The 21544-nt window shown below is 37.7% G+C and carries 21 protein-coding genes and 3 pseudogenes; 14 read left to right on the top strand and 10 right to left on the bottom strand.

All coding sequences use genetic code 11. The features are described from left to right. Positions 1–125: 125 nt before the first annotated feature. From PN471_RS09310 to PN471_RS09285, 6 genes are all read right to left on the bottom strand, one after another. Entirely contained in the window at positions 126–566 is a 441-nt protein-coding gene (locus PN471_RS09310; protein ID WP_271776601.1) for an SNF2-related protein, read from the bottom strand. 184 nt (positions 567–750) lie between these two features. Beyond that, a complete protein-coding gene (nblB, locus tag PN471_RS09305) occupies positions 751–1413 on the bottom strand; it encodes a phycobilisome degradation protein NblB (protein ID WP_271776600.1) in 663 nt (220 codons plus the stop codon). 172 nt (positions 1414–1585) lie between these two features. Beyond that, positions 1586–2044 (bottom strand): CBS domain-containing protein, encoded by a 459-nt coding sequence (locus PN471_RS09300; protein WP_271776599.1) that lies wholly within the window; start codon positions 2042–2044, stop codon positions 1586–1588. A 163-nt stretch (positions 2045–2207) separates the two neighbouring features. Next, on the bottom strand, positions 2208–3254 hold the full coding sequence (locus tag PN471_RS09295; protein WP_193894815.1) for a WD40 repeat domain-containing protein: 1047 nt from the start codon (positions 3252–3254) through the stop codon (positions 2208–2210). 116 nt (positions 3255–3370) lie between these two features. Then, on the bottom strand, positions 3371–4342 hold the full coding sequence (locus PN471_RS09290) for a CobW family GTP-binding protein (protein ID WP_271776598.1): 972 nt from the start codon (positions 4340–4342) through the stop codon (positions 3371–3373). A gap of 282 nt (positions 4343–4624) precedes the next feature. Beyond that, on the bottom strand, positions 4625–5488 hold the full coding sequence (locus PN471_RS09285; protein WP_193894811.1) for an isocitrate lyase/PEP mutase family protein: 864 nt from the start codon (positions 5486–5488) through the stop codon (positions 4625–4627). 112 nt (positions 5489–5600) lie between these two features. Between PN471_RS09285 and PN471_RS09280 the strand changes: the two genes are divergently transcribed. From PN471_RS09280 to PN471_RS09265, 4 genes and pseudogenes are all read left to right on the top strand, one after another. Beyond that, complete coding sequence (locus PN471_RS09280) at positions 5601–7022, top strand: aldehyde dehydrogenase family protein (RefSeq protein WP_271776597.1); 1422 nt, start codon at positions 5601–5603, stop codon at positions 7020–7022. Positions 7023–7063: 41 nt separating this feature from the next. Next, positions 7064–7252, top strand: a pseudogene (locus tag PN471_RS09275) (DUF3598 domain-containing protein); the annotation flags it as partial. A gap of 54 nt (positions 7253–7306) precedes the next feature. Continuing rightward, the gene (gene hisS / locus PN471_RS09270) at positions 7307–8695 is read left to right on the top strand and encodes a histidine--tRNA ligase (protein WP_271776596.1); all 1389 of its coding nucleotides are present in this window, start codon (positions 7307–7309) and stop codon (positions 8693–8695) included. A gap of 73 nt (positions 8696–8768) precedes the next feature. Then, positions 8769–9167, top strand: coding sequence for a nuclear transport factor 2 family protein (locus PN471_RS09265; RefSeq protein WP_271776595.1), 399 nt, complete (start codon positions 8769–8771; stop codon positions 9165–9167). A 268-nt stretch (positions 9168–9435) separates the two neighbouring features. Here PN471_RS09265 and PN471_RS09260 read toward each other — a convergent pair whose 3' ends face one another. Continuing rightward, entirely contained in the window at positions 9436–11235 is a 1800-nt protein-coding gene (locus PN471_RS09260; RefSeq protein ID WP_271776594.1) for an aspartate kinase, read from the bottom strand. A 208-nt stretch (positions 11236–11443) separates the two neighbouring features. Then, positions 11444–11701: pseudogene (locus tag PN471_RS09255) on the bottom strand (RNA-dependent DNA polymerase); the annotation flags it as partial. A gap of 105 nt (positions 11702–11806) precedes the next feature. Here PN471_RS09255 and PN471_RS09250 point away from each other — a divergent pair. Together PN471_RS09250 and PN471_RS09245 are read left to right on the top strand one after the other, a co-directional pair. After that, positions 11807–13672, top strand: a complete 1866-nt coding sequence (locus tag PN471_RS09250; RefSeq protein WP_271776593.1) for a tetratricopeptide repeat protein — start codon at positions 11807–11809, stop codon at positions 13670–13672. Between the two features lie 153 nt (positions 13673–13825). Further along, on the top strand, positions 13826–14515 hold the full coding sequence (locus tag PN471_RS09245) for an alpha/beta hydrolase (RefSeq protein WP_271776592.1): 690 nt from the start codon (positions 13826–13828) through the stop codon (positions 14513–14515). Between the two features lie 371 nt (positions 14516–14886). Here the strand turns inward: PN471_RS09245 and PN471_RS09240 are convergent, their stop codons facing one another. Then, positions 14887–16263: a carotenoid oxygenase family protein gene (locus PN471_RS09240; RefSeq protein ID WP_271776591.1), complete on the bottom strand. Its 1377-nt coding sequence runs from the start codon at positions 16261–16263 to the stop codon at positions 14887–14889. A gap of 313 nt (positions 16264–16576) precedes the next feature. Between PN471_RS09240 and PN471_RS09235 the strand changes: the two genes are divergently transcribed. The 8 genes from PN471_RS09235 (at position 16577) to PN471_RS09200 (ending at position 21053) form a co-directional block, all read left to right on the top strand. Continuing rightward, a complete protein-coding gene (locus PN471_RS09235) occupies positions 16577–16834 on the top strand; it encodes a hypothetical protein (RefSeq protein ID WP_271776590.1) in 258 nt (85 codons plus the stop codon). A gap of 259 nt (positions 16835–17093) precedes the next feature. Continuing rightward, entirely contained in the window at positions 17094–17321 is a 228-nt protein-coding gene (locus tag PN471_RS09230; RefSeq protein ID WP_148761459.1) for a hypothetical protein, read from the top strand. Continuing rightward, positions 17318–17587: a type II toxin-antitoxin system RelE/ParE family toxin gene (locus tag PN471_RS09225; RefSeq protein WP_148761461.1), complete on the top strand. Its 270-nt coding sequence runs from the start codon at positions 17318–17320 to the stop codon at positions 17585–17587. The genes PN471_RS09230 and PN471_RS09225 overlap by 4 nt, the downstream gene beginning before the upstream one ends. Positions 17588–18104: 517 nt before the next feature. After that, positions 18105–18647 (top strand): hypothetical protein, encoded by a 543-nt coding sequence (locus tag PN471_RS09220; RefSeq protein WP_271776589.1) that lies wholly within the window; start codon positions 18105–18107, stop codon positions 18645–18647. Between the two features lie 477 nt (positions 18648–19124). Next, positions 19125–19421 (top strand): hypothetical protein, encoded by a 297-nt coding sequence (locus tag PN471_RS09215; RefSeq protein WP_271776588.1) that lies wholly within the window; start codon positions 19125–19127, stop codon positions 19419–19421. A gap of 4 nt (positions 19422–19425) precedes the next feature. Then, the gene (locus tag PN471_RS09210; RefSeq protein ID WP_271776587.1) at positions 19426–19824 is read left to right on the top strand and encodes a type II toxin-antitoxin system VapC family toxin; all 399 of its coding nucleotides are present in this window, start codon (positions 19426–19428) and stop codon (positions 19822–19824) included. A 233-nt stretch (positions 19825–20057) separates the two neighbouring features. After that, entirely contained in the window at positions 20058–20336 is a 279-nt protein-coding gene (locus PN471_RS09205; RefSeq protein ID WP_271776586.1) for an antitoxin, read from the top strand. Between the two features lie 141 nt (positions 20337–20477). Next, a complete protein-coding gene (locus PN471_RS09200; protein WP_271776585.1) occupies positions 20478–21053 on the top strand; it encodes a Uma2 family endonuclease in 576 nt (191 codons plus the stop codon). A gap of 53 nt (positions 21054–21106) precedes the next feature. Here PN471_RS09200 and PN471_RS23435 read toward each other — a convergent pair. After that, positions 21107–21337 (bottom strand): annotated as a pseudogene (locus PN471_RS23435) (GUN4 domain-containing protein); the annotation flags it as partial. Between the last annotated feature and the right edge of the window lie 207 nt (positions 21338–21544).

Raw genomic sequence — 21544 nt, 5'->3', positions numbered from 1 at the left:
TGTATCAAATTTTTTCAGATCCCCCTAAATCCCCCTTAACAAGGGGGACTTTGACTCTATTTCCCCCCTTAACAAGGGGGGTTAGGGGGGATCTGTAAGTACCTAAAATCACAACCTAAAACTTTTCAAACAACCTCTAAGACTCTAGTAGGAATGCCTTTTTTTATAATGTCCTCCATCAGACGTTCATAGCGACTTTTTTTAATCACGTTTCCATCTTCATCTCGTTTCCCTTTGGTATTATTCCGAAAGTTATGAGATTCATCAATCACTACTAAATCATAATTACTCCAATTTAAGGTTTCTAGATTAATGTCCCCTGAATATCCCGCATCTCTACTCAAATCTGTATGAGACAAGACTGTATAGTTAAATCTGTCTTCCACTAAAATATTTAATTCACTATTATTAGCAGCATGGTAAATTGTCCAATTACTTCTTAATTTTTTAGGACATAACACTAAGACTTTATAATTCAATAGCTCAAAATATTTAATAATGGCTAAAGCTTCAAATGTTTTTCCTAAACCCACACTATCAGCGATAATACAGCCATTATATTCCATGATTTTATTAATCGCACCTTTGACCCCATCTTTTAACTTTCAATGAAAATGTAAATGAGAATAAATATTCAGCATGATAACTCCTGGAAACGATCTATCAAAATTTTTATATCAATCAAAAATCAGGATATTTAATAGAACTAGGCGAGCAGTTGCGCCTTATATAGTAAACGCAACTACTAAATTAGACTAACTGTAAACCAGCTTTTGCTTCTTTGGAAATAGCTTCTACTTCATCATTCACCAAAGTTTCTAGAATAGATTTAGCTTCATCACTATTCAAACGAATTAAGGCTTGCACAACTCTGTAACGCACTTGCCAATCTGAATTAGTGCTGTATGGAACTAGGAGGGGAACTGCTTGTGGATCTCCCAATTCACCGAAGGAACTAATAGCCGCAGTTTGAATTAAACCATTATCGGAAGCCAGTGCTTGGGTAAGTAATTCAAAGGCTCGTGGATCTCCTAATTCTCCCAATGTGGCAATAATGCTAAACTGGACTAGCCATTCTGGTGTTTCCTGGTAAAGCTTTTGTAAGTCTTCAAATGCGTCATGCAATTTCAGCGCACCTAAACAGTCTGCGGCGGCGGCTTGGACATCTGCTTCAGGATCATGTAGTAAACCCCGTAGAATAGTCAAGGATAAGGATAAATCCTGTGTTCCCAGGGTATCCATTTGACTGACAGCAGCATAACGGACACGCGCACTTTTATCCTGAATAGCAATTTGGACTAATTCTAAAGCGATTTGTGGTTCTAGATCCCGAATTTGGTTAACTGCACGCAAGCGATCGCCTAAATTGTCAGAACGCAGTAACTCTTTTATACTATCAGCAGATACACTCATTTCATAGTCCTTTGTCAGTTGTAAAAGAATATTGCTCTTACTTCCCCACACCTAGTAGTTCGTCAAATTTATTTTGACGGGTAATGATCGGAAAAAACTTCTGTTCTTCCCTCCCCTACTTCCCCTACCTCCCCTGCTTACCTTCACCCGTCATTTTCGGGTTCACAGACTACTAGTCAGCAGCCATAGTGCGAACAATATCACCACGAGTTAGAATACCAATGACCTTACCCGCACTGTCAAGGACTGGGAGACGGTGAACTTTGTGATCTTGGATTAATTTTGCCGCTTCTCTTAATGGTTTATCAGGAGAAATAGTCAAGGGATTTTTACTCATCACTTCCCCTACTGTTTGTCCTAAAGCTTTATGTAAATCTCGTTCATACGCACCAGGATTTTGTAAATAAATCACACTATCCAAAATCATAATATATGCAGGAGGAGTCACACCAGTTTCTTGCCACATCAAGTCTGTTTCGGAGATAATTCCCACTAATTTACCTGCGTCATCAATTACAGGTAAACCGCTAATTCGTTTTTCTGCCAAAATTTGGATAGCTTCTTTTAAGGGAGTTTGAGGATGGACGAGGATAGGATCACGACTCATCACTTCAGCAACAGTTTTAGACATTTTCTTAACTTGCACCTTTTATAAAAGTCTTTTTCACCATTGTAGAAAATTATCGGTGATAAATAAATCCTGTTAATAGATTGTTACTTTTCATCTTAAAAATCAATGTTGTTTTTGATGAAAAGGCACTTTTGTTAATGTCACTGTAATTGAGGATATGAACTTAAATATTCTCCCCAGAAGTTGACCAAATTATTAATTCACCTTGTTCACCACCGGCGGCTAATAATTGTCCTTGGGGATGCCAAGATAGAGTAGAAACCCCGGCTTCAGTGTCAGTAAAAATCTGTGAAACTTCCTTGTTTTCATTCCACAAACATAGCCAACCGTCAGCACCAGCAGAAGCAAGCATAAAACTTTGGGGTGCAAAAGCGATCGCATTAATAATATCCAGATGATTAGTTAATACTTGCGCCTCCCAGCCTACAGATTCATCTACCGACTTTTCCCATGCTACTATGCCATCAACGCTAGAAACAGCCAAAATGGGCGCATCTGTAGGAGTTTTTATCTCTGACCAGGCTAGATGGCGAATTTTCCCTGGAAAACCCCGCATCACCCAAGGATCAGGATGTTCCCATTGTAAAACAGTCAGAGTCCGATCCATATTTCCAGATGCTAAATACTTACCATCATCAGACCAAGCCATTGCTGTACTGACAGTAGACAGAGGAAGAATAAATGGTTCATCATCCCAATCTTGACTAGACCAAATTTTTATGCCTTTATATCCGTTAATAGCCAAATATTTGCCATCTTTACGCCAATCAATTCCCAAAATAGAGGAATCATTAAAATTGAGAGTAGCCACAACTTTTGATGTATCTGCATCCCAAATTTGCACATAACGACCCAAACTAAAAGCTAATTGGTTATCGGTATGACTCCATGCTAATTGGTCAACCCAAATCGGGGCATTTTCTAAAGTGCTAATTAATTTATCTTCCCACCAAATTTTCACATTTCCATCTTGTCCACCAATAGCTAAATATTTACCATCATGGGAAAAGGCCAAACAATTTACTGCTTTATCTGTCGCTGTTTGTAAATTAGTTAATTCACCATTTTTCCATAAAACAACTTCTCCAGCAGCCGAACTAGCTGCAAGTATTTCACCGTCAGCAGACCAAGCTAAAGCGGTGACATAATCTGCAAGTTTTGTGGAATAATGTTGTGCAAATTCTGGAGATTTACTATTTGTTAAGCTCATAGTTTTGATATTTTATTTTTACAGCAATTCGCCAAACCTGTAGGGGCGGGGTTTCCCCGCCCTCAATTGTATTAATTGTCGAAGAAATTGGGGTTCTAATTCAATTTGTCATCTATCTAACTCATACAAGCAAAAAAGTCTGCCTTTAATTGGGCTTCATCCAAATTTCTACCAATAAATACAAGTTCATTTTTGCGAGTTTCATTGACTTTCCAAGGTCTATCTGCTTTACCATCAAATATCATGTGTACACCTTGGAAAACAAAGCGATTATCTTCATTTTCAATATTTAAAATTCCTTTCATTCTGAAAATATCTAGACCTTGATTTCTGAGTAATTCTGTCATCCAGGCATTTAATTTTTCACCATTGATCGTCCCTTCTGATACTATGGCTACAGAATAGACGCTTTCATCATGAACGTGAGCATCTTCTCCTAAGAAATTAGGATCAACTTCTAAAGCATGATCTAAATCAAATGCTTGGACTCCCAATAAAGCTGACATTGCTAATTCAGAATTATGGGTGCGGTAGATTTTTGCCATTGCATTCATTGAGCGGATACGAGTTTCTAATTCATCTAAAACTTCCGGTGTTACCAAATCAGTTTTATTCAACAAAATTACATCAGCAAAAGCAATTTGTTCTTGAGCTTCGTCAGCTTCCCAATGTTGCCAAATATGTTTGGAATCAACAACTGTGACTACCGCATCTAATGACAACTGACTTTGTAAATCTTCATCAACAAAAAACGTTTGAATTACAGGTGCAGGATCTGCTAAACCGGTGGTTTCAATTACTAAATGATCAAATTTATCTCGGCGTTTCATTAAATTGCCAATAATGCGAATTAAATCACCGCGAACTGTACAACAAATACAGCCATTATTCATTTCAAATATCTCTTCATCTGCATCAATTACCAATTGATTATCAATACCTACCTCGCCAAACTCGTTCACAATAACGGCAACTTTTTTACCGTGTTCGTAGGTAAGAATATGATTTAATAATGTAGTCTTACCCGCGCCTAAATAGCCAGTCAAAACGGTTACTGGTACTGAATTGAGTGTTTCTAAAGCCATCATAGTTTATCCGTTTACTTATTTTAGGAACAGAGTATTAACGCAAGACAGAATACAAAAAGGTTACAGGGTAAGTTTTGCAGTTATCCGCCGCCTTGTAGTGTCCAAATAATAGCTTAGAAGTCAGAAAGATTGAATGTCAAGGGAGAAATGTTTAGCTCTTAGGTACTTGTTATGGCAAATTACCAGTTGCTAAAAGGGAACGGGGAAAACAGAGATTATATTGCATTATTTTCAATATAATTCATTATTCATCAACTTTCAACCAGAAAAGTAACGAATAATTTATTCTTTATACTTCTTTTCCATAGCTAAATATTGCGGCATATTCATCAATTCTTGAAAATCCTGAAAATTCATCAAACCAGATAAATTATCGGTCCTTCCCTGTTTCTTTAAATGACGAAAACAAACACTCATTACCTCACTTACAGCCATCAATGCAGTCAGAGGAAAAAAGACAATTGTAAAACCCAAATTCTGCAATTCAGTGGGAGAAATAGCCGGAGTTTTCCCACCTTCCACAATATTTGCTACCAATGGCACATCAGGAAAAGCAGCGGCTATAATTTCCAACTCTGTCACAGATTGGGGAGCTTCCACAAACAAGACATCTGCACCAGCATTGATGTATGATTGACCACGAGCAATGGCTTCCTCCAACCCCAAAGGCGCACGGGCATCAGTTCGGGCTATAATGACCAAACCACTATCACCACGCGCTTCCACCGCAGCCCGGATTTTTCCCGCCTGTTCAGTCATGGAAATTACCCGTTTACCGGCAAAATGTCCGCATTTCTTCGGCCATTCTTGGTCTTCTAAAATTATCCCAGCTACACCCAACCGCACTGCATCTTTAACAGTCCGCATCACATTTAAAGCATTACCGTAACCCGTATCACAATCAGCAATTAAAGGTATATTAATTGACTGAGCTATTCTCCCGACAGTATAGAAATTTTCTGTAGCGGTGAGAAAACCATAGTCAGGTAAACCCAAAGTAGAAGCAGCAATCCCAAAACCACTGGTAGCAGCGACATCAAAACCCGCCTTTTCCACCAATTTTGCACTCAAACAGTCATAAACACCAGGAATAACGATAATTTCCGTGCGTGTTAGTAATTCACGCAGTTTTTGAGCAGCAGACATACAAATAACTCTAAATGGACTATTTTGAGAATACAATAAATACTGTATTTATAGTATTTCTTCCTTTGTGCCTTTGCGCCTTTGCGAGAGATAAAATTTAAATTAATCACAAATGAGTAAAGCAATAGAAGTCCGCAACCCCCGCACAGGTAAATTTGATTATGTCATCCTTCCTCCACCACCAAAATTACTTTCCCAACAATGTCACCGTTTGCGGAGAGGACAAATTATCTGGCAAAAATTAGGAATTGAAGGCAGAATTGCCGCTTTAAAAGCATGGAAACAAGCTATATTATCAGACCGGACACAATTAATAGAAGCTTTGGTTAGTGATACTGGAAGATTATCAACATCAGTGACAGAAGTAGATTCTTTTATTTCTAGTATTGATAAATGGTGTAATTTAGCTCCACAATTAATACAAGGGACAGCAAAAAATACATCTATTCCTTTTATTGCTTTACAACAAATGGCTGTTCCTTATCCTCTAATTGGCGTAATTAGTCCTTGGAATTTCCCCCTATTGTTATCTACAATTGATACAATTCCAGCCTTACTAGCGGGTTGTGCTGTAATAGTTAAACCCAGTGAAATCACTCCCCGTTTTGTTGCTCCTTTGATGACTACAATTAATACAATTCCTCAATTGCGTGAGGTTTTAAATTTTGTTGAAGGAGCAGGACAAACAGGAGCAGATTTAATAGAAGATGTAGATTTAATTTGTTTTACAGGTAGTGTGGAAACTGGGCGGTTAGTGGCAGAATCGGCAGCCCAAAAATTTATTCCTGCTTTCTTAGAATTAGGAGGAAAAGACCCAGCTATTGTTTTAGAATCAGCAGATTTAGATTTAGCAACCTCAGCAATTTTATGGGGTTCTGTTGTGAATTCTGGACAATCCTGTTTATCAATTGAAAGAATTTATGTTGCTGAATCTATCTTTGAAGAATTTTATCATCAATTAGTAACTAAAGCTCATGAATTGAAATTGGCATACCCAACTATTGAAAGTGGTGAAATTGGTCCAATTATTTGTGAAAAACAAGCAGCTATTATTAATGATCATCTGCAAGATGCTGTTTCTAAAGGTGCAGTAATTCACTGTGGTGGTAAAGTAGAAGAATTAGGTGGAGGTTGGTGGTGTCGTCCTACGGTTATGACTGAAGTTGACCATTCTATGAAAGTAATGACTGAAGAAACATTTGGTCCAATTATGCCGATTATGCCTTTTGCTAATATAGAAGAAGCGATAAATTTAGCTAATGATTCTATTTATGGATTAAGTGCTGCTATATTTTCTGAATCAGAAGAGTTAGCATTAGAAATTGGTATGCAAATAGATGTAGGTGCTATTAGTATTAATGATGCAGGTTTAACAGCTATAATGCACGAAGGAGAGAAAAACTCCTTTAAATTTTCTGGTCTGGGAGGTTCACGTATGGGTAAAGCTGCCTTTAAACGCTTTATGCGAAAAAAAGCCTTTTTGATTAAAACTAACACTGATAAAGACCCTTGGTGGTTTAATAATGAAGATTAGGGATATAGAGATTAGTTAAAAGTTTTTACCAATTACCAATTACCAATCGTATTCAAGGTAAAGCTTGGGAAGTTGACGATTCCAGCGTTATTCTATGGTTTGGTTATAAACAATTTCCAGATTTATACTTATATGAAATGATTCAGATTAGTCCTGACAATAATCATTGCGCCCGCACTTGGCACTGGTTTAAAAATCATCAAATTTACCAACGAATATTAATTCAATAAGAAAGGGTAAAATAGTAATTCTGTGGTTGATTTCCCATTTATTAAGGTAAAAAAATGACCAAAAGTGACAAAATTAACTTTTCTACTCCTAGCGGTTTTCCTGAATTTTTACCTAGCGAAAAGCGTCTAGAAGTATATTTACTAGATATTATTCGTCAGGTTTTTGAAAGTTATGGTTTTACACCCATTGAAACCCCAGCAGTAGAAAGATTAGAAGTCCTACAAGCTAAAGGTAATCAAGGTGACAATATTATTTATGGTATTGAGCCAATTTTACCACCAAATCGCCAAGCAGAAAAGGATAAATCTGGAGAAACTGGTTCAGAAGCTAGAGCTTTAAAATTTGATCAAACTGTTCCTCTTGCTGCGTATATTGCCCGTCACTTAAATGAATTAACTTTTCCTTTTGCTCGTTATCAAACGGACATGGTATTTCGGGGTGAACGGGCAAAAGATGGACGGTTTCGGCAGTTTCGACAATGTGATATTGATGTAGTTGCTCGTGGTAAACTGAGTTTACTTTATGATGCCCAAATGCCGGCAATTATCACGGAAATTTTTGAAAAGATTAATATTGGTGATTTTGTCATTCGTATTAATAACCGCAAAATTCTTACAGGTTTTTTTCAATCAGTAGGAGTTGCTGAAAACCAAATTAAAACCTGTATTAGTATTATTGATAATTTGGAAAAAATTGGTGAAGCTAAAGTTAAACAAGAGTTAGAAAAAGAAGGTATTTCCTCAGAACAAACGGAAAAAATTATTGAGTTTGTGAAAATTGATGGCAGCATTGATGATATTTTAGATAAACTCAAACACCTGGCTGAAAGTTTGCCAGATGCAGAACAATTTAATGTAGGGGTTACTGAATTAGAAACTGTAATTAATGGAGTGAGAAATTTAGGAATTGCTGATAAACGTTTCTGTATTGATTTATCTATTGCTCGTGGTTTAAATTATTATACTGGAACTGTTTACGAAACTACTTTATTAGGTCATGCAGCTTTGGGGAGTATTTGTTCTGGTGGTAGGTACGAAGAATTGGTGGGAATGTTTATCGGGGAAAAAATGCCCGGTGTGGGTATTTCTATTGGTTTAACTCGGTTAATTAGCCGGTTATTAAAAGCGGGTATTCTGACTACTTTATCTGCCACGCCTACCCAAGTTGTAGTAGTAAATATGCAAGAGGATTTAATGCCTGTTTATTTACAAGTATCTCAACAGTTACGGCAAGGGGGAATTAATGTTGTGACTAACTTTGAAAAACGCCCTTTAGGTAAACAATTTCAAGCCGCAGATAAGCAAGGAATTAGATTTTGTGTAATTATTGGTGAGGAAGAAGCAGCAGCGCAAAAATCATCATTGAAGGATTTAGAAAGTGGTGAACAAATAGAAGTAGCTTTGGCAGATTTGGTAGAGGAAATTAAACGCAGACTGGCATAATTTGGCATCATTTTAATTACCATGCTGTTGGCGTGGTAATTTATCAAAAAAGTCAAAAATTAGGAATACATAGATGACTACACAATCAGAACGCACCTTAAATGTTGCTAATCAGGCATTTGGATATTTTGTACAAGGTTTAGAAACTGGTAATTGGCAAGCATTTTTAGATATGCTGGCAGATGATTTTACCTTTTGGTTTCCTATGGGAAAATTTCACGGTTTAAATGTAGGTAAAAAACGAGCAAAGGAGTTTTTTGAATATGTTTCTGAGTCCTTCCAACTAGGAATTGAGATTACCTCTTTAGACAGTATTACTAGCAATGAAAAAACAGTGATTTTTGAATTTCGGGATGAAGGTAACTTATTTGGTAATCCTTATAAAAATCGAGTTGCAGTTGCCTTTGATATTCGAGATAATCAAGTTTGTGCCTATCGGGAATACTTTGGTAGTGATGGTAAATCCTATTAATAAGAGACAAAACAGCACAAAATCATAAAATTCATTAATTCATCCGCGTTTATCTGCGGTTAATTATTCTTGACATCTTACATTTTTGTCTTCCTTTGCGCCTTTGTGTGAGATTTTAAAGTGAGGGACACAGCAAAGACGATCAAAGCGAAAATTCCCGGAATTACCCAAAAGATGCTTTTTCCTCATCTTAACCATGTCCAAAAACTGTAGCAACCGGAGATTTCTGCAAATGCAGCAATTAGGAGGAAAATCAGACTGGATATGTTCACGCTGGAACTACAAACTTTTCACTTCCAGCTAAATCAAAAGCTGAGTGAATAACTTGTAATGCTTTGACACCTTCATCCTGTCCGACAACACAACTAATTTTAATTTCTGAAGTGGCTATCATTTGAATGTTGATGTGATTTTTAGCTAAAGCTGTGAACATTTTGGCGGCTATACCTGGTTGTCCTACCATACCAGAACCGACAATACTAACTTTAGCGATCGCCTGATCTAATACTACCTCACCCCAATCAAACTCTTTGGCAACTGCTTTTAATTTCTGTTGAGCATTTTCTGCATCCATTCTCGCCACAGTAAAGGCAATATCCCTTCCGGGAACACCATTTACTATTCGACAGCGTTGGGATTGAATAATCATATCCACACTGATGTTATGTTGCGCTAAAAATCCAAACAATTTGGCAGCCATACCCGGATGATTTGGTACTTGCCGAATCGCAATTCGGGCTTGGTTCATGTCTAAAGCGACACCACGCACCGCAGGGGCTTGAGTCGCAGCACAGGAGAGGGAAGTAGAAGAAGAGTTGATTTCAAAAGTATGACACAAAGCAGCTATAGCGCGATCGCAATCCCCAATATCCACAACACAACTCACCTTAACTTCACTGGTAGAAATCATCTGAATATTCACACCAGCTTCCGCCAAAGTTGTAAACATCTGCGCTGCTACCCCCGGACGACCAATCATTCCCGCTCCCACAATACTCACCTTGGCAGTATCTTTCTCTACCATCACTTCCGCTTCATCAGAACTATGCTGATTTTCAAATATCGGTGCTATAGCCAAGGATACTGCTTCTGCCCGTTTTAATATTGAAGTATTTACTGTAAAAGCAATGTCATTAGTATTACCTTCATGAATAGACTGAATAATTAAATCCACATCAACATTTTCCTGGGAAATTTGCCCAAATAACTGGGCGGCTATCCCTGGTCTATCAGGAACACGCAATAAAGCCACCTTAGCCTTTTGAATATCAAACTCCACAGCATCCACTGGCCGTGCCAATTCTAAATTTACTAACGCCCGATCTTGCCTTGACGGCGTTGTTACCCAAGTTCCGGGCTGATCCGTCCAACTTGAGCGCACCACCAGGGGAACGCCATAATTGCGGGCAATCTCCACGGCCCGGGGATGTAATACCTTCGCCCCTAAACTAGCCAATTCCAGCATTTCATCACTAGTGATTTCTGTCAATAATTGGGCTTCAGGAACAAGACGCGGATCTGTAGTTAAAATTCCCGGAACATCTGTATAAATTTCACAAAAATCTGCCGCGATAGCAGCGGCTATGGCAACGGCGGAAGTATCAGAACCACCACGTCCCAAAGTAGTAATTTCTAATGCTTCTGTACTGCTAATTCCTTGAAATCCGGCAATCACAACCACTTTACCGCTATTAATTTGCCGCATTAAGCGTTCAGTTTCAATATGTAAAATCCGAGCGCGGCTGTGTTCTGCTTCGGTAACAATCCCTACCTGAGCGCCAGTCATCGAAATTGCTGGTTGACCAATTTCCTGCAATGCCATGCTCAGTAAAGCAATGGTAACTTGCTCTCCTGTGGAAAGCAGCATATCCATTTCCCGACGACTAGGAGTTTTAGAGATGTCATTAGCTAGTTTAACTAATCCATCAGTAGTTTTACCCATTGCCGAAACCACTACTACAACAGAGTTGCCAGCTTTGACAGTTTTTTCAACCCGCGTCGCCACAGCTTGAATCCGTTCGACTGAACCAACAGATGTACCACCGTATTTTTGAACTATAAGCGCCATAAAATTCTCTTTAATCACTTGTTTTGCCACAGTTAGGGTGTCACGACTATGAAAAACCCTAAAAGTGCCAGTTTAGATTACCAAAAAAAATACACCCGTTAGCAATCTCGGACTTTAATTTTGGTAGAGTCGAGGGGGAATATTATTTGCCGCCCCTCTCTTTTAGATCCGTGCGTACCCGTTTCCGTGTACACGGCTCCCGATGTTCTTAACTTTCGCTTTTGCTGATATGAATATAATCGTGGCAGCTTTCGTGAATTGCTACAAGGTTTTTAGTAAGCATTTTTAGCCCACAATGACCACATTTATGGTTTTGCCGTTTGAGGGCTTTAGAGGTGTGATTGTCATATAGCTTGCTGTTGCGTTCGCTCCAGTAAGTTAAGTCTCCGTCATAGGGTGATTTTTCACCTTTGACATTGAAGTATTTGTTTTCGGAGTGAGAAACTGCTGGGAATGCCTGCTGGATACCGTGATTCAGCTAACAACGAATCGCACAATCACAGTCAATCCTCAATCTCTCAACCTGCAACAGCTACAATGAGAATTGTTGTGATCTTCTCTATTAGCTAAAGTGTCAGACCCTTTACCATTGCGCGAGCATTATCTCGCTTTAATTAACGATATTATCGAAACCACTCTCAAGGGTAAAATTAGCTCTGTAGAGCAGGTTTATCAAATGCTGCTCAAAGGTATCACTTCCGGGACTGGGGAGGTGTTTGAATTAGTTTTGAGCGATCGCCTCAATATCATACAATCTCAGGTAGACTCGGAAACCGATGAACTGAAAAAAGCCAAGGCTACCCGGAGTTTACGCGCGGCTAAAACTATCCAAACTCAATGGCAACGGTGGCAAGAACAAAATAAAGCCACTGAAGCGATATCCCTATCTATGCGGGAAATTACCACAGCCACCGCAGATGAGCGATTAACGGCTTTACTACGAGCTACTGATCCCAATTTGAAGTATCCCTTAAATTTGTCCCAACTTCAACAGTTAGCCAAATCTTTACAACAATTTGCCAGTGCTAATCAAGATTTTCAGGAAATTGCTGACGGGATTAATCGTGGTATCGCTTCTTGGCAAAGAATCCAAGCAAATTTACTGAATTGGATGTATGAACCCAAAAGTTCTCTAGGATTTGGTGGTATACCTGGAGAAAATAGTCCTTGGGCAAGTTGGTCTAAAGTAGTTAATAGTGAAGTTCCCCAAGCATTTTTTCAGATTCTCGCAAAAGAACAATCAGCCCTAGAATTTGCTCAACAACAACAGCAAATTAGTTTGAGTAACTGGGTAGAATTAACAATAGTTTTACAGTTTTTGCAAAGGGGTTTAATTAATTGGTTTGATTCCTACGGAGCGCTTCGCCATCAACAAGCTTATGATATTCAAGCAGGTCCTAAATTATCTATTTCCACATTTTTAACCTTTGCCGTAATTTGGAGTCAATTAGCTAGTGGTTTTCAAAATCAAGCCATAATCTATAGCAATGGTGCATCCCAAATCATGCTGCAAATTTTGCGAACCTTTGCCCAACGTCCTTATTTTCCTCTCTACGGTGGGATTTTTGCCTCATTTTCCGGTAGTTATTTACGGGATGCTTTAGATTATTTAGATGCCCCCTTGCGTTCTGCCGAAGGTACTCAAGAAAAAGCCCGGATTTTGACATTATTGGGGTATTCTCAGCGCGGTTTGGGCAGATATGATCGCTCTCTTGATTTTCATCAACAAGCCGTAGAAATAGCTAGAACTGCCGGAGATAAAGCCTGTGAAATCGCCAATCTCAATCACCTAAGTCGGACTTGTGTACAACAAGAAAATTATCGTGAAGCCATTAATTATAGTCAACGGGCATTAATTTTTAGTAGACAAACAGGAGACAAAACTGGAGAAGCTAATGCTTTGGTAAATCTAGGTTATAGCGAAGTTATGCAAGCCAAGCAAACAGAAATTAGTGAACCGGAAGTTTATGAATCTGCGATTAATTATCTAGAACAAGGTTTAAAATTAGCAGAAAAATTAAACGATTTACAAAGTCAAGCTTTATGTTTTAGTAGTCTAGGAATTGCTTATTTAGTAACTGCACAATATCCCACAGCAATTAAATATTTAGAAAATGCCTTTAAAATTGCCCAAATTTCTGGCGATTTGTATTTACAAGGTCGTAATTTAGCCTATTTAGCTGAAGCTAATTATATGATAGCTAATTACGAAAAAGCAGTTTACTCTGGTAGTTTAGGAATGTATCTTTTAAAGCAAATCGCCTCTGATGAATGGCGACAACCCGCTGCTTTATTGACAATTATTAGAGGACAAATGGGTATAGACAAATTTCAATTATTACTCCAACAAAATCGCCAGAATATGATTGCTATTATTGGTGTTGATGGCTATGATTACATTCCTACGTTGCTAGTAAAATATCAAGAAGATATGTAATTTGATGTTAATAAAATTGTAGGTTGGGTTAAGCGACAGCGCAACCCAACAAAAGGATTAATCAACAAAAAGATTAATAATGTCGGGTTTCCTTGCGTCAACCCAACCTACGGAATTTACCCGAAAATCGCTGTAATTTATTATTTCTCTATCATGGATAAACAGCAATTAAAAAAATTGCTTATCGGCGATTTAAATTGGAAGCGAATGTTAAAATCTCTCATTTTTATTTACGCGTTTTTTGCTGTCTATGTGTATTTCCGCGCTGGTAATGCTGAAGATTTGGGATATATAAAACCACATTTACAAAAAATCCGAGATTTGGGTTTTAGTGTCTTTGCTTATGATTATCGCGGTTATGGAACAAGTGAAGGAACTCCTACAGAAAAAGCTGCTTATCAAGATATTGATACTGCTTACAATTATTTAATCCAAAAATTAAAGATTTCTCCTCAACAAATTATAGTTTTTGGGCGTTCCGTTGGTGGTGGTTCAGCCGTAGATTTAGCATCTAAAAACCCTGTAGCTGGGTTAATAGTTGAAAGTAGCTTTACTTCTATTTTTCGAGTAGTTGTTCCTGTACCAATTTTACCATTTGATAAATTTACTAACCTCGACAAAATCAAAAAAGTCAAATATCCAGTTTTGATCATTCATGGTAAATCTGATGAAATTATTCCTTTTAGTCATGGAGAAAAATTATTTGCTGCTGTATCATCTCCCAAACTTTCTTTTTGGGTAGATAAAGCCAGCTACAATGATTTATCCTTTGTTGCAGGTGAAAGGTATTGGGAAATATTAAAAAAGTTTGCTTATTTAGTTGAGAAAAATCCTACTAAATAGGGTTTGCTGAAAAAGTTGTCTGTGAAGGGAGGTGACAGGTGCTACGCCACGGGGACAGTTTCAGGTATCTGTCATTCCCAAACTTTTAAGTTTATTAGAGGTAAAATACTCCGTTTTGGTACTACCCCCCTCAAAAACCTTGCACCTATTTTCCTTTTTATCAACCTCAAACCTTTGATTCATTTACGTTTTACATTTTTTCAGCAAGCCCTAAATAGAAAATAATACCAATTTAAAAAATGATCTAAATAATCTAAATGTAGGTTGGGTTAAGCGACAGCGCAACCCAACAAAAAGATTAATCAACAAAAAGATTAATCAACAAAAGGATTAATAATGTTGGGTAACATACGTCAACCTAACCTACCTAATTACGAGATCCAAATACCGTGAAATCCGTAGGGGACACGCTGGGGAATCATTACCCGCGCTATGGGTTCACTGGTGATATCTTGGGCGTTAATAATTACGAGTTCTGATGTTTGGGAATTTTCATCATAAACAAATGTTACTAACCATCCTGCATCTTCAGCAGTACCATGAGGATGAGGTGCAAATACGGCTTCTCCACCATACCGATTTTTACCAAATTCATGGGTTTGGGACGTACCATTTTCAAAATCATATTTGATTAGACCATCAAATAAGGGATTTTGACTATTTGCCATTTTTCCTACATAGCCATATTGGGTTTTTCTCCCTAACAGGTTTTCGTTGACACGGGGAAATTCTCCCGGTACATTATCTAGTTTTTCTTCTGTAACTGCACCTGTAGAAAGGTTAAAACGCCAACGGTGTAAATAAGGAATGTCTCCTTTTTCCTCACGGTGTGTATTGTCAGAAACCAGGACATTAGTAGAATTCATGCGACAAGCGATAAGTACCACTTCGTCTCCGGCTTCGTAAGCGTTGAGGGTGTGGAAGACGTAGCAAGGGGGACATTCAAACCAACGAATATTACTGTTGTCACCATGACGAGGCATTATACCAAAACGACTGGGGCGATCGCTCTCAAACATCATCATTGGTTCTCCCTGCTGCATTCGCTCGACACTAAATGTCAGAGGTAAATCCATGAAAATGGTATAATTTTCCGTAATGGCCAAATCGTGCATCATCACCGCTGTGGGTATTTCTATCGGTACTGTTCGTAATAACTCACCTTGGGCGGAAACTACGCCATATTGTAGATAAGGTGGTCTCAAACCATAACCAAAAAACATCATCTCCCCAGTGACGGGATCTACCTTGGGATGGGCGGTAAAGGGGGAAACCAGTTTATCATTATAGGTATGTTCCCCAATAGTTGCTAAATCGGGAATGTTGATGTGATGAGGCGCACCTCCTTCCCATAGTGCTAAAAGCTGTTGATTGTGCCACACCAAAGCTGTATTAGCGGTATTTTTCCCCGGTCCGTGAGGGTTGTCCATTTGCGGTGGTTCTAAAAGTCCACTCCACACAGCTTTACCCGCTTCATGTTCAATCTTCCATCCTCTAGTTCTCACATAGCGATTTTGATAGGTGGCTTTCCCGTCCTTAATTTGGACACCATGCAACATTCCATCACCATCAAACCAGTGATATTGACCAAGAGGACTCCATTGCGGGTTGGGTCCATTACGAACAAACATCCCTGATAATGCTGGAGGGATTTCTCCAATAACTTCCAAGGTATCAGTAGATATTTCGGTGTTTATGGGGGCAAAGTTGCCCGCTAAATAAGGATTTACGGCTGTTGATGCGGTCATACTCAGTGAGTTTAGATGGAGACACTGTATTTAATATAATTATGGTTGGCTATTTGTAAACTGTCCGTTCGCTGATTTTGAATAGACAACAGGAATTAAAGTCTTGAAGAAAAAGGAAGACAGAGATTTTGTTCTCCACAGAGCGAAGGAAGGATTGAAGCGGGAGAGGAGTAGGGTATTATCAGGGGAGTTGAGGGGAAGGGGAATAAAACAGTGGAAATAAGTTCAGAGCGAATAGACGACATACATTATCACACAGCCAGATCATCGTTTATGTGCAGTAGAAAGATGGGTAAAAGCACATAAACAGGTATTGAAATTAGCGACAGGATGGAAAATAGAAGAAAAAGATACCAGTGATGATAGACTGGCCAGAGTCGTAGAAGAATTGGGCAAACAAGACTCCGAAAACTTCGCTAATTCTCAACTCCGAGGTTTAGAACAACGTCTCAACGCGGCTGAAAATGCTCTTTTGAAGCTGGCTGCCAAACCGGGAAAGGATTTAGTACAACTCGATGAAAAAATTGAGATAAATTACATCCTGTACATCCTCAAGTCCTGGACATCCTGATTCAGACAAAAAATCCGTGTTAATCCGCGTTTATCTGTGTTCACCTCTGAATCAAGAAAAATAGGCGATCGTTTAAAATTGGGGTTGTGTGCGATAGCGAAGCGCTGCTGCAAGCAGTTCATTTAGAATTAGGGTGGTTGTGTGCGATAGCGAAGCGCGACCTAGGAATCGTCTAAAATTGCGGTCGCTGATTTTTTTATAAAGCTTAATGGCGATATAATTTAAATAAAGACCGTCATAGACAAGGAAAAAAACAACCATGAGTCAAGCAGAAATTGGAGAATCTTTGCTAACTAGCACAGGTTTTTATAGCCTGTTTCAAACCTTGCCCCTAGAAATTCGACAAGGTTTTTTACAGCTTTTATTTCAAAATAATTCGTCTGAATTGGAAGACTTTATTTTATATTTAGCTTGTGAAAATTCTCGCAAAGAAGGCTTTTTATCTGAATTAGAGTCTCAGTCTCTTTTGGAGAGTTTGCCTTCATGAAGTATGAAATTGCCAAACGCTTTAAAAAAGATCTAGATAAAATTAACGACCAAAAAATTCTTGCAAAAGTTAGAAAATGTATTGAAGCAATTGAAACTTCTGAAACACTATCCGAAATCCCTGATCTTGAACCACTAAAAGGCTTTTCAGGATACTATCGCATTAAATTTGATTACAGTTACCGTATCGGGATTTTCTGGAATGAAGAAGTTATTGAAATTCTCAAAATAGAAAGTCGCGAAGGATTCTACAAAAATTTTCCATAGTGCGATATTTAGGAATAAGTTGGGAGGGCGATAGCGAAGCGCGACCTAGGAATCGTTTAAAATTGGGGGTTGTGTGCGATAGCGAAGCGCTGCTGTAAGCAGTTCGTTTAAAATTAGGGGTTTGTGAGCGATAGCGAAGTGCTGCTGCAAGCAGTTCGCGTAAGCGCCACCAAGAAATCGCAAAGGATAAGAAATTTATAGGCGATCGCTGTATGATAATAATGCACTTCCTGTATTACTTGCACAAGAACTTGGGAGTTGTCTTTTCAAGTTAATTCCCGGAAATAAACTCAAATGTCAAGAGATATCTAAACAACTAGCACTTTTTTCTCTCGAGAATTAGAACTATTTATTTTGTTGCTAATTCAGCAAATGCTTAATCAATTTTTGGTAACATATTTCTTACTTTGTTGAGAACAAAGTCATATTCTATTCAAAAGCTGTAAACAGTAAAATCACAAAAATAAAATAAAATCAGTTATCATAAATATAGCTAACCTCATTTTCAATAACTGCCATGACTGCAAATTCTATTTTTCACTTATCCCCCATCATTCGGATCACATTATTAACATTATATATAGCCTTAACAGTTCCTTTACCTATTTTAGCTAAAATTACTTCTGCCTCTGTTCCCCCATCATTGTTAATCATAGGAATTATCACTGGGTTTGCAATTTTATATGCTGTACTTTCGGAAAGAGTGATAGCAGATCAGGAAAAAATTCAAGTCACTTATCCAGTGTGGATACCACGCTTTTTGCTTCCTGGTTGGTCTTTGCTCTGGTCAGATATTAAAGATTTAAAACCACGTACTACTGGTCAAGGTGGATTAGTCTATTATTTTATCAGTCATGATGGTAAAGGTTATTTATTACCCATGCGTATAGCTGGTTTATCTCGGTTACTTAAGATTGTTCAAGAAAAAACTAATATTAATACTCATGATGTTAACCCTTTCTCACAACCTTGGATGTATATCATTTTATTTGGTTGTACTTTACTATTGCTTTTAGTGGATATTTGGACTATTACTAATAGTATGAGCGCTCTCCCGTAGGTTGGGTTGAAGTATAAAACCCAACAGCTTTTCGTTATCAGGAGGTGCTTCTAATTCAGGGAAAAAAGTTTTATTCCTGACTCGGTGACTCCTGAATTTTGCTGTAATTTCTCTCTGATTAACCTGTCAAAGACATAGGTATCGCTTTTTCCGGATGTTGGGAATATGTCAGTTCGCCTCAAATGGGGTAGTTGTGAGCGATAGCGAAGCGCTGCTCCAAGCAGTTCGTTTAAAATTGGGTGGTTGTGAGCGATATCTAAATAGCTACTCAATGTGGCTAGATTTAAGAAAATGATATGATCCAAATCAGATAGCAGAACCTGATATTTAATATGCCTCTTAGCTAGTTGTGAGCGATTAAGTGATAATACCATGTGACACCCCAGGGTGCGGAATGTGGGTTAAAAAATTAATTTATTGAACGATATAATATGAATAAGAATTAGATTTTTCCAAAGTACAAATAGAGTAAACATCATGCAAGAACGATTAACCGACTATCAACAACAACTAACAGAACGCATTTCTCATGTTGTAGATAAACTATTTCGGGGTAGTAGCTTCTACATGGTGAAGTTAGATCAATATGAAATGACCCAAATGTTAATGGAATTATTTAGCAGATTCTCCCCAGAAGAAATGAGAGCAATTAAAGAACATGATTTAACCAGAAGAATTGATAAAATTCTTGTATTAGAAGCTGTTGCTGGGACATTAAACGATTTAACACCAGAAGAAATAGCGATTTTTGATGCAGCAGTAGCAGGAAAATAAAACCGTGAATTATTTACTGGATTCAAATATCGTTAGTTACATTTTGAAAAAGAATGCCATTGTGGATAATAAACTCCGAGAAGTCAATATTCAGGGAGGAATGGTATTTATTAGCTGCATTACTTATTATGAAATCAAGAGAGGACTTTTATCTATTAATGCTGTCAAGCAATTGTCTGAATTTCATATTTTTTTTCAAAAATATCAAACATTATTTTTAGATGATTTAGAAATTATTCAAAAATCCTGTGAAATTCATGCCAAATTAAAAGCTAAAGGTACTCCTATCCAAGATGCTGATGTTTTAATAGCAGCTACAGCAATTGTCCGTGATTTAATTCTCGTTTCTAATGATTCTGATTTATTAAGAATTGAAGAACTTAAATTAGAAAATTGGTTGTGATAAAAATTTAGGAATAAGTTGGGAGTGCGATAGCGAAGCGCTGCTGCAAGCAGTTCGTTGAAAATTAGTGTGGTTGTGTGCGTAAGCGTTGCGCGACCTAGGAATCGCTGTTTGGGGATGTGGGGTGCGATCGCCTATACCCAGACCTAATGTGATCGCCTTAATAATCCCGTAACTTGTGACATAATCATAATGTAAATTTTAGGAATAGAAATTTAAAATTTAGTATAATAATGAATAAGTTAGAATTTACTTGGGATTCACAAAAAGCCGAAGAAACAATATCAGGAGTTCCTATGAGAGAAAATTATGATTTTTCTAAATCCGTCAAAAATCCCTATTCTAAACAATTAAAAGAACAAGTTACAATTGATTTAGAAAAGGATATTATTCAATACTTTGAAGAAATAGCTCAAGAAACAGGTATTTCTTATTTGAATTTAATTAATCTTTATTTGCGTGAATGTATGGAAAATAAACGTAAATTATCGTTGATAGAAAGTAACAATTAAATCTGTATTTCCATCGGCGATAGCGAAGCACGTCCTAGGAATCGCTTATGGGTTAGTTGCTATTGATTGGCAACTAATAATATATAATTAGGATATGAGATAGTTAAATTTTCTCTCTGAACATTCAATGAGGATATGACCATGAATGCTTTAACTGTCAATTTGAAATCATTAATAGAAATGACTGATGAGCAGTTTTTTCAGTTATGTCAAAACAACCGCGAATTGAGATTTGAAAGAAATGCAAATGGAGAGTTAATAATTATGCCACCAACGGGAGGAGAAACAGGAAATCGTAATGCGGGTATTACTGCTCAACTTTGGATTTGGAATGAGCAAAATCAGGAGGGTGTAGTTTTTGATTCTTCTACTTGTTTTAAGTTACCAAATGGTGCAGATCGTTCTCCTGATGCTTCTTGGATCAAGTTAGAAAGATGGGATGCTTTAACTGATGAGGAGAAACAAAAGTTTCCTCCTATTTGTCCTGATTCTGTCATTGAGTTACTTTCTCCTAGTGATAGTTTGAAGACTACACAGGAAAAGATGAAGGAATATATAGATAATGGTGTACGTTTGGGTATATTAATTAATCGGAAATCTCGTCAAGTGGAGATTTATAGACCTGGTAAGGAGGTTGAGGTTTTGGATTCTCCTGCTACGGTTTCAGGGGAAGATGTTTTAAAGGGTTTTGTTTTGAATTTGGGGATGATTTGGTAAAATTATATAGCTATTTATTTAACTAGGTAAATAGAGTAATAAGCGATTAAAATTTACAGCTTACAAGGTGAAATAAGAGGTATCATCCTGCGAAAACTAACGCTAGTATATTCTGGAGGTGTATTTGGTAAATGTCCTCTTGGTGCATTAATATTGAAGGTAAGGTCTGAGTAACGCAACCAGTTATTTTCTCTCCGCCATCTAACGCGATCAGCAAACTTGTTAAAGTTATCATAATTATAGCCCACTGTACCTGCAATATCATTCCAAATTTGTTTTTGGACACTAAAACCAAAAGGCTACAGCGACGAAACGAACAAAATATTGATTTTATGTTATTATAAAAAAGTGGGTGTAGTCCAATTAAATGCAGAAATGCAGCCTACAAAACAAAAAACAAATCTCAAAACCAAAGAACCGTGGGGCGCACGGTCTTAAAGCTCAGTTAATGTCCTCATAGAGGAGTCACTGAGAAGCCCACACTCACCTGA

The sequence above is a fragment of the Aphanizomenon sp. CS-733/32 genome (assembly GCF_028330045.1).
In the GTDB taxonomy this organism is placed as follows: Bacteria; Cyanobacteriota; Cyanobacteriia; order Cyanobacteriales; family Nostocaceae; genus Dolichospermum; species Dolichospermum gracile.
The sequence above is the reverse complement of the archived record's forward strand: the minus strand, read 5'-3'. Positions and strand labels throughout refer to the sequence as shown.